The organism is Enterococcus timonensis (assembly GCF_900104595.1).
Lineage (GTDB): Bacteria > Bacillota > Bacilli > Lactobacillales > Enterococcaceae > Enterococcus_J > Enterococcus_J timonensis.
The window spans coordinates 57,120-67,002 of the sequence record NZ_FNVY01000001.1 but is presented as its reverse complement, the minus strand read 5'-3'; the positions used below and the strand labels follow the sequence as shown (position 1 = coordinate 67,002).

Genomic DNA, 9,883 nt, shown 5'->3' with positions numbered 1-9,883 from the left:
CCTTACGGTATCTATGATTTAAGCTGGGATTCCCAATAATACCTTGATTTCAGTACAGACCGAAAACCCGAAGAGAGTGCCTTCTTTTCGGGTTTTCTTATATAATCCTCGAATGGCTTCCATGCCTTTAATCGTGGTAGAGGCAGTGCGTAAACTTCGATAGAATTTATTGCGTCTCTTTACTGGACGATGGTCTTGTTCAATCAAATTATTCAGGTATTTAATGGTACGATGTTCTGTCCCTTGATAAAAGCCGTATTCTTTTAGTTTCTTAAAGGCACTTGTAATAGAGGGGGCTTTATCTGTGACTACAACCTTCGGTTCATCAAACTGCTTCACTAACCGCTTAAGAAAAGCATAGGCTGCTTGTGTGTCCCGTTTTTTACGTAACCAAATATCCAAGGTTAAACCATCTGCATCGATGGCTCGATACAAATAATGCCATTTTCCTTTAATTTTGATGTACGTTTCATCCATTTTCCATGAATAAAAGGATTTTTTATTTTTCTTTTTCCAAATTTGATAGAGTAGTTTGCCATATTCTTGCACCCAACGATAAATCATCGTATGAGAAACGTTAATGCCACGATCATATAAGATTTCTTGAACTTCACGATAGCTAAGGTTATAACGAAGATAGTAGCCCACGGCTACAATAATCACATCCTGCTGAAATTGCTTTCCTTTAAAATGATTCATCGTCATTCCTCCTGCTATCTTTTTCTATTATTCTGCCTTATTTGATAGTAGATTTAAAACTTTGCAACGGAACCCTCTGAACAAGCTTGTTTCTTTGATTGTTGCTTCTTAAAAAAAGCAATGAGTCAGTTTTCAAGGTTGCTGCTATTTATCAAAAAGTTGAATAGTCTTTTCAAATAGTGAGTGGGATAATATAAATATTAATACAACAAAAAGAAGAATATATAGAAAATTCAAGGAGGGAAACACATGGCAATTTATAGTGGAGAAACGGTTAATGATGCAATTGAAAAAGGTTTAAAAGATTTAGGAATCGACAAGAAACACGCAAAAATATCAGTTATTCAGGAACCAAAACCTGGTATTTTAGGTAAATTTCGGAAAGAAGCCAAGGTTGAAATTATTGTATTAACGGATGCAGACGTAGAAAAAAAGAAGAAGTTAATAAAATTTGGAATAATAGGTGGTGTAATCGTTTTTTTTGTTGTTTTCCTTAATATAATTTTTAGTGGGAGTTCCACATCAACCGAGAGCTTAGATAATAATGACCTATCGGTTCCTATTTCGTCAAGTGAGGTAGCAAAACAGCATTATGAATCAGTAGTGGAGCAGTTCAAAGATGCTGGATTTACAAACATAAAAACAACAAAAATGGAGGATTTAATAACTGGTTGGTTAACGGAAGACGGATCGGTTGAAAAAATGACAATTGATGGAAAAGAAGATTTCGAGAGCGGAGAAGTTTACTCAAAAGATATACCAATCGATATTACCTATCATACATTTTCACCTGAAACTGAACAGACAGACGAAGTGGTTGAAAAAGAAAGTTCTACTGAAAACCCGACGAGTGAGTCAAGTATAGAAAGTTCCATAAACGATACTCCAGAACAAGCTGAATCGTCTAGTAACATGGAGGATACAGTTAGTGAGCCAACAAGTGAGGTAACTGAAAAGTTAGCATACACTGTAACAAAAAAAGAAAATCAAAATATCATTACAGGTGATGTATCTTTGATAGGAGGAGATGGAACTAAAGTAAACGTTGAGATCAATGCAGATAATATTAGACCAGGAACCTATGTAGCAACATGGACACCTGGTGTTTTTGGAGGATCAGATCCCGATCGTGGATACGGACTTATTTGGATTAATGGTGACCCTAATACAATTCAAATAATGCCTGAAGAATCTGTGGTTGTGACATTTAATGAGGGTGACATGATTACTTTTCAATTTGCTGGAGTAGGTAAGAATGATAGAATTCGACTTAAACAAGAGTAATTGAAACCATTAAAATAGAGCCTTTGTTAATAAGAACAATAAACGCTTATATCTACTATAAAGTATGGATAAGCGTTTTATTATCTCTAATGATGTTCATAACTCAAGATTAATGGCGCTAAATTAACAGACGATACTTAGTGCCTGTTTGCCATATCTATATCTTATGTCCATAAGTCAACAAGGATATTCTACCTGAAATATATAGCTGCCAATAAATTGAAAGGTCGTTCAAGACTTTTTCATGAGGGGTTCAGTCGGACTAAAAGGACTAATGTTACTGGACCTCAAGCCGCGCTTGTTACGCAAATTAACCCTGAATCGGAAGGGTGCTTAAATTGGATATTAACGGAGGGATAAAGTAAAATTTATCTCTAGGGAATGTTTAGAAAGGATCCAAGTTCCTTAACAAGTGACAATTAGTAATGTAGTAACAACGATAGATTGTATGCCGAACATTTCAATTTGATACGTATAAAAGACGATTTCAAGCTCATCCGTGATAAATAACCCACATGAATGATTTGAAATCGTCTTAAAATGCTTTATTTTATAACCCAAAATAGAATAATTACTTCAAAATGACGTCGCATATCACTATTAATGATTAATCGATGACTTCCATAATCATTTTAAGTTCCCCGGATGTTAAATCCTCGCTAAAAATGCCAGTAACTTTTTGTCCAGGTCCAATTTCCTTTGATGATAGGTTTAACAAAGAGATAGGGATATAGATTAATCCGTTTTGTTTCAAAGACAGAGCCAATATTTTTTTCCTTGTTCGAATAGCTGCATCATAGCGAAGAGAAGAGTAAACACCTCTGCCAACAATAGAAATATGCTTCCCCAATAATAAATCAAGGCTACCTATTACTTGTAATTTCTGAAAGGTCGTCCCATCCGTTTTGATTTGAATATCCTGTAAATTTATTTTCCTGTCTAAGGCATCTTGAAAAAACAAGTGTGTGCCTCTGCGATAATCAATGCCACAGAGGTGCATAAAATTAGTTGTCGAAAAAATAATCGCTACCGTTGAGACTTCTCCGACAAAGGATACTTTTTTATCTACAAAATGTTCTTGTAAGAGATGGGCAGCCTTATAAATCGCGTTTAACTGTCTGGTAATTTGGGTTGTCTCTTTTATAGACATGCGTTTGTATTCTTTTTTTGCCACGTGTGAAGAATGCTCCTTTTTCCCAATAAAAAAAGGCTGCTCAAAAGAGCAGCCTTTTATACAGGTTTAGTTTTGGTGCTTGCCACCCGCCGGACCCTTACGTTCCGGATTTGTATCGAGTTTAGTTTTGGTGCTCGCCACCCGCCGGACCCTTATGTTCCGGATTTATATCAAGTTGACTATGAGCCTGCTCTCATTTGTATATATAATATACCAAAAAAAGGCGGATTTGTCCAATACCGTGGCCAATTATAAACGTCTTACTGTGCTTATCTACTATAATAATACAATCAAAAACCTAACCGAAAATTTAATAACGTTTCACTGATTTCATCTTCATTAATTCCGATGTAGCGTTTCGTAATCTTCTCGCTGCTGTGACCAAAGATTTCCATTAAGGTGGCCACGTCTTTGGTTTTCTTGTAATAGTGGTACCCGAAGGTTTTACGTAGCGTATGCGTGCCGATATCGTCTCTTCCTAATAGCTTCGCGACCTCTTGAAACATCTGGTAAACCGTATTGACTTCTAAATGGCCGCCCTTAGTACTGGGAAACAAGTAAGCCTCCGGATCTAAGGCTGCGGTATAGCCGTGAATCAAGTCCTGTAAGCTGCTTAAGTATAAAATGCGTGTTTTCCCTGTCTTTTGCTCCACGATGCGCGGGTTTTTTGAGGTAATCACGTCTTTTTTCTTGAGTTTGACGATGTCGGACATGCGCAGACCGCTGTTAATTCCGATTAGAAACAAGAAAACGTCACGTTCCGCATTTTTATTCCGTCGCAGGCAAAATAAAAAATCATTAATCTCCTGTTGCGACCGTAGTGGCTGAACATTATAGCCCATGACAATCCCTCCTTTTTAGTCTGTTCGAATACATGATTATAGTCATTATAACACGAAATCGTGTGTTTAGGGGGAGTACAAAAAAAGAACCCTATAGGTATAGGATTCTTGATACATGATTTTATGTAAAATAGTGTATTCAATGAGAAATCATTCAAAACTGTATTGGATCTACATGACAAGTTTTATTTATATATTTTTTAAATTTATTGTATAAGGGATTACAGACCTTCTTTTAAATTGGAAAATCCTACTAGTCGCTTATTTTTTAGTAATACTCATTAAGTACAAACTGATTAGTGTTCACCTAATATCAACACCTGTGGAGATATATTTTAACTGTGTGTTACTTTTCAAAATATATAGCATATAACTACGAAAAAAAAACCCATAATGAACTGGGTTTTTTTTTCGTAGTATTAATAGTTAGTTACTGATCTCTTCTTTATAATCTCTCCTGAAGAGAATAACGATTAGGATTAGGATGGAAATGATGAGTCCTACATTAATTGTCATTCCTACAAATTTGGCAACCAGAATTGCCCCAATAGTACCAATAAGTCTTGATATTATCTTCATAAAAGCAGTGCTCTTAATCATTAATTGCCCCCCATTTTCACTCTGAGTTGATAATTCTTATTTCCTCCTGATAAATTATAAACATTTGTAAATCCGTAATTTAATAAAATATTTTGAGCGGCATTTCCAGTTACACCTTTATTACAATAAGTGACTGTTACTAAATTTTTGTCTAATTCTGCATTTCTTTCTCTCAGTTCAGCCAAAGGAATATGAATAGCTCCTTTGACATGTGATTTGTCAAAGTCTTTTTTAGAACGTGTATCGATAATTTGGAATGTTTCACCACTAGTTTGGCGACGTATTAATTCAGCTGGTGTCAACAAGGGGTTACGTTTCAGCGCATTATCTAACGCCATACCGGTGTAAAGGACAGGGTCTTTCGTTGTTGCAAATGGTGGAGCGTAAGCTAAATCTAAATGGAATAAATCTTCTGCTTTTGCTTTAAAGGTAATGGCTGTTGCGATTACGTCGATTCGTTTATCTACGCCACCTTGACCAATAGCTTGTGCGCCTAAAATGCGACCCGTTTCTTTATCCGCTAATGCTTTGATTGTTAATTCTTTACCGCCTAAATATTCAGCATGGTCTGGCTTAATATTATATAAAATTTCAACATCATAACCTTCTTTTTTTGCTTCTTTTTCAGTTAATCCTGTTTGACCAACATGTAGGTCGAAGATTCTGAAAATCCCTGTTCCTAAGACACCTCTGTGCTCTAAATCTCCACCAGTAATCACGTCTCCAGCAATCCGTCCCATTTTATTAGCTGTTGATCCTAATGGACGATAGATAGGTTTTCCTGTAATAACGGAGAAGCTTTCTGCCACATCCCCAACGGCATAAACATCTGGAAGATTGGTTTGCATTTTGTTGTTGACCGCAATTGCTCTTGAAGCTCCCAGTTCTACGCCCATTTCTTTAGCTAATTCTGTATTTGGACGTACACCTGCTGATAAGATAACGATATCTGGTTCAATTGTAACGCCGTTTGTCGTGATAACTCTCTCTACTGACGTTTCTCCTTCAATCGTTTTTACCGTGTCGCTAAGGATTAAATTAACGCCTTTTGCACGCATATGCTCTTCTACACGGAAAGTCATATCTGCGTCCATAGGAGGCATAACTTGATCTTCTAATTGAACGATTGTTACTTCTAATCCTTTATGGACTAATTGTTCTGTCATTTCTAAACCAATAAATCCAGCACCTATAATCAATGCTTTTTTAGGTTGTTTAGTTGAATAGTCTCCAATATCTCGTGCGTCTTGAATATTTCGAACTTGGAACACATTATCATACTCTTTTTGATTAAATGGAGGTGGAGTGAATGGAGAAGCCCCAGTCGCAAAGACTAATACATCGTAATTTTCTAGTTTCTTTTCTCCAGAAACAAGATCCGTCACTTCTAACTGTTTGTTGGTCTGATCAATATGTGTCACTTTATGCTCGGTGAAAACTGAGACATTGTATCTCTTTTTAAACCATGCTGCATTTCTAGGAGTTAAGGCACTTAATTCTTCTACTTCTCCACCAATGTGATAAGGAATACCGCAAACAGAATAAGAAATATCTTTTCCTTGATCGTACACGACAATTTCAGCTTCCTCGGTGTTTCTTCTAGCTTTAGCTGCTACAGATGTACCAGCAGCGACAGATCCAATAACAACGATTTTCATTTTTTTCGCCTCTTTTCATTTAATTTAAACAATGCTTAATATTCATATCCGTCGAACCAATGTTTTGTTTTATTTGAAAACTTGACTAATAAAAGCATAACAGGAACCTCTACTAATACTCCCACAACGGTTGCTAAAGTTGCCCCAGAATTTAATCCAAACAATGCAATTGAGACAGCTACAGCAAGTTCAAAAAAGTTACTTGTTCCGACCATGGCTGCGGGTGCTGCTATTGAGAATGGTAGTTTACACGCTTTAGCTCCACCATAACCAAGAATGAATATGACAATATTTTGAACAATTAGTGGAATAGCAATTAATAAAATATGGAATGGATTACTTAGAATTCGTTCACCTTGGAATGAAAAGATAATAACTAAAGTTAGTAGTAAACCAATTCGAGTTGTGCCATCAAATTTATTCACAAAATCTTTTTCAAAATAATCGTCACCTTTTTGCTTAACGACTTTTTTTCTGACAACAATTCCTAAAACTAAAGGAATAACAATAAAGAAAAAAATGGAGAGTAAAAGTGTATTGATAGGGACAGATACGTTACCTATGCCTAATAAAAGTGCCACAATTGGAGCATATAAAAAGAGAACAATAATATCATTGATAGACACTTGCAATAAGGTGTATGCTGGATCACCTTTTGTTAGTCCACTCCAGACAAATACCATAGCCGTACAAGGAGCTGCCCCTAAAAGAATCGCACCAGCTATGTACTCATTAGCTAGTTCAGGACTTAAAAACGGTCTAAATACTACCAAAAAGAAAAAGGCAGAAATTCCATACATGGTAAATGGTTTAATTAACCAGTTTACTACGGTCGTTAAGATTAATCCTTTGGGTTTTTTTGTTGCATTTACAATACTGCTAAAATCAATTTTTAACATCATTGGGAAAATCATTAACCAAATTAAAATAGCTGTTGGAATCGATACATTATAATACTCAAATTGACTTAAAAAATCAGGAATTACAGGAACAAATTGCCCTAGAGCTACACCTATAATCATTGATAAAGCAACCCATAAACTTAAATAACGTTCCCAAAGTCCAATTCCATTTTCCTTATTTGATACTTTTTCTTTTAAAGCTCTTTCTTTCATGATTTTCCTCCAATAATAATTTTATTTAATCTTTTAACGAGAAACAAAAGAAGATAAACTTTTTGCTTCTTTTTGAATGCCTTCATTCTCACAAATACATTCAGATGAATGTGTTAATAAATGAATGGATCCTTGAATGTATTGCTGGGCTACTTGCTCGTTAATTGAGTAATGTTGCCAAGTCCCTCTTTTTTCGGCTGTAACTAAGCCAGCTTCTACTAATATCTTAATATGGTGAGACAAAGTAGGTTGAGTAAAATCAAAATGTTCTAAAATATCACACGCACACATTTCTCCGCACGACAACATATCCAATATTTTTACGCGTTTTGGCTCCGAAAGTGCTTTAGCAACCTTCGCATATTCTTCGTAAGTCATTTTTATTCTCCTTTCTACTTAATTACAGTGAGACTTCTGCTTCTTCCAAGCATAGATTCAGCCACTTAGATAGTTCTTTATTAGTTGGATAGTCGTTAATTTTAACAACTGTTTCATCATTCAATACCGTTATAGGCAAACAGTCAATCCCTTTTTCTTGGATTAACTGCGTTACCGTTTGATTTCGAACGAATGAGTCCGGATTGGCACTTAAATTATATCGAATGAATTGTTTCCCTTTTATCTTCCGTATTTGTTGAAAGAGACTTGTTATACGGATCAGATTCCCATCTACAGAAGGTCCACAAACGCCTGTGCTACAGCACATTGGAGGTTCATAAAGAGTTATTTTATCCACTTTTATTCTCTTCCCTTCCACTAATTGATTCTAAAATTGCGATACGGATTTCCCTTTCACTTCAGTAGAATGCCACTCGACTACCGCAAAATGATCATTGGATAGTTCTGCTACTTTATTGATCCAAGTAACCTCGCTTTGAGCACGAGCTCTTAATACGTCATTCGTTGTACCACTTGTTAGCATACTATTGTTTATGACCCACCAAGTATGAGCGATTTTGGCACGATCTAAATCTTCTTGTAGGCGCATAGATTCATAGACTGGCGTATTTTCAGGTAAAGTAACCATGACCACTTCTGTTTGTTCTGGATCTTGTAAGACTGGCAACAGTCTACGAACGGACTCAGGAACTTCACCAGAAGTTCGTTCCACTTCTTTAGCATAGCTTTGAGAGGAATCTAATAGCAATAAAGTGTGTCCAGTTGGGGCTGTATCTATGACAACTACATCGCAATCAACTGTAGCAACAATCTCTGCAAATCGTCTGAAAACGGCAATTTCTTGAGTACAAGGCGAGCGTAAATCTTCTTCAACATAGTCCAATTCCTCAGAAGACATGGTCTTACGTGCTTTAGATAAAACTTCTTCCTTATAGTCCTGTAATTCTTTTTTTTCGTCAATATGACTCATTTTAATGTTTTCCGATTCAGTGATTACAAATTCCAAATGAGCGGCAGGGTCTGTTGTTGCTAAATGAACTTTTTTCCCTTTAGCTGCCAATCCTGTTGCTAGTGTAGCAGCAATCGTAGTTTTACCAACGCCACCTTTACCCATAGTGAAAACAACTTTTTTATTTGTGCGATCTAATTCATCTACAATGTGTTGTAACTTAGGGTAATCCATTACTTCTGGAGCTTTTACAACGACATTTGTTTGATCTGATGTTAAGAGTAACCGCAAGTTTTCAACGCCTGTTACGTTATATGAGCGTAATGGAACAATAAATGTTGGAAATTGTTTCAAATTTTCAGGCATATTTTTTAACGTTAATTGTTGTTCATCATAAATCTTTTGAGAAATGCTATCTGTCGGTCTTTCTAATAAACCATTGATAATTAATTGTTGATTTAACACACCGATTTCTTTTAATTCTTCAGAAGCTCTATTCGCTTCTACCAGTGGTCCGTTTTGTGGACGTGTCACTAACATTAAGGTTGTTTTTGTCCCCTCTGATAATGTGTTTACTGCGTGTTTATACATTTCTTGCTTATCTCCAAGTCCAGAGAGCTGACCCATACATGAAACACCAGTAGTGTTTTCATCCAAAAAGTTACTCCAAGCAGAAGGCAGTTGCAACATTCTTAATGTATGTCCCGTAGGGGCAGTATCAAAAATAATGTGATCATATTGAGCTTCAACTTCTGGATTCGTTAAAAAGCCAGCAAATTCATTAAATGACGCAATTTCAACGGTACAAGAACCTAATAATTGTTCTTCCATGTTGGCTACAGCTGATTCAGGTAAAACCCCTCTATATGGTCCAACAACGCTTTCCATATAGTCACGTGCAGCAGTAATTGGATCAAAGTTCGCTACTGTTAAGCCCTTAACTTCTGGAATTTCTAAGCCGTTATTCGTTAATTCTTTCTCAAAAACATCTTGTAAATTACTAGCAGGATCCGTACTCACTAACATTACGTTCTTCCCACTATCCGCTAAAGAAACTGCAGTAGCACAAGCTGTAGATGTTTTTCCTACTCCGCCTTTACCAGTAAAGAAAAGATATTTTGTAAGGTTTAATTGTTCTGGTTGATAATTTTTCATCAGTTAAA

Annotated in this window: 9 protein-coding genes; 1 reads left to right on the top strand and 8 read right to left on the bottom strand. The window is 36.0% G+C overall.

Going from position 1 to position 9,883, the window contains the following annotated elements; all coding sequences use genetic code 11:
* Positions 1-18: 18 nt before the first annotated feature.
* A complete protein-coding gene (locus BQ5341_RS00320; protein WP_071130086.1) occupies positions 19-699 on the bottom strand; it encodes an IS6-like element IS1216 family transposase in 681 nt (226 codons plus the stop codon).
* 249 nt (positions 700-948) lie between these two features.
* On the opposite strand from BQ5341_RS00320, the gene BQ5341_RS00315 reads away from it, so the two are divergent.
* Positions 949-1,983 carry a Jag N-terminal domain-containing protein gene (locus BQ5341_RS00315; RefSeq protein ID WP_071130085.1) on the top strand — a complete coding sequence of 345 codons (1,035 nt, stop codon included), beginning with the start codon at positions 949-951 and terminating at the stop codon, positions 1,981-1,983.
* 607 nt (positions 1,984-2,590) lie between these two features.
* Here the strand turns inward: BQ5341_RS00315 and BQ5341_RS00310 are convergent.
* From BQ5341_RS00310 to arsA, 7 genes are all read right to left on the bottom strand, one after another.
* Positions 2,591-3,133, bottom strand: coding sequence for a PBECR4 domain-containing protein (locus BQ5341_RS00310; RefSeq protein WP_002301358.1), 543 nt, complete (start codon positions 3,131-3,133; stop codon positions 2,591-2,593).
* 314 nt (positions 3,134-3,447) lie between these two features.
* Positions 3,448-3,999 carry a tyrosine-type recombinase/integrase gene (locus tag BQ5341_RS00305; RefSeq protein WP_071130084.1) on the bottom strand — a complete coding sequence of 184 codons (552 nt, stop codon included), beginning with the start codon at positions 3,997-3,999 and terminating at the stop codon, positions 3,448-3,450.
* A 599-nt stretch (positions 4,000-4,598) separates the two neighbouring features.
* Positions 4,599-6,257, bottom strand: a complete 1,659-nt coding sequence (locus tag BQ5341_RS00300; RefSeq protein WP_071130083.1) for an FAD-dependent oxidoreductase — start codon at positions 6,255-6,257, stop codon at positions 4,599-4,601.
* 35 nt (positions 6,258-6,292) lie between these two features.
* Complete coding sequence (arsB, locus tag BQ5341_RS00295) at positions 6,293-7,372, bottom strand: ACR3 family arsenite efflux transporter (protein WP_071130082.1); 1,080 nt, start codon at positions 7,370-7,372, stop codon at positions 6,293-6,295.
* A 33-nt stretch (positions 7,373-7,405) separates the two neighbouring features.
* On the bottom strand, positions 7,406-7,750 hold the full coding sequence (locus BQ5341_RS00290; RefSeq protein ID WP_071130081.1) for an ArsR/SmtB family transcription factor: 345 nt from the start codon (positions 7,748-7,750) through the stop codon (positions 7,406-7,408).
* A 22-nt stretch (positions 7,751-7,772) separates the two neighbouring features.
* Positions 7,773-8,108 carry an arsenite efflux transporter metallochaperone ArsD gene (gene arsD, locus BQ5341_RS00285; protein ID WP_035020754.1) on the bottom strand — a complete coding sequence of 112 codons (336 nt, stop codon included), beginning with the start codon at positions 8,106-8,108 and terminating at the stop codon, positions 7,773-7,775.
* A gap of 30 nt (positions 8,109-8,138) precedes the next feature.
* Positions 8,139-9,875, bottom strand: coding sequence for an arsenical pump-driving ATPase (gene arsA / locus BQ5341_RS00280; protein WP_071130080.1), 1,737 nt, complete (start codon positions 9,873-9,875; stop codon positions 8,139-8,141).
* Between the last annotated feature and the right edge of the window lie 8 nt (positions 9,876-9,883).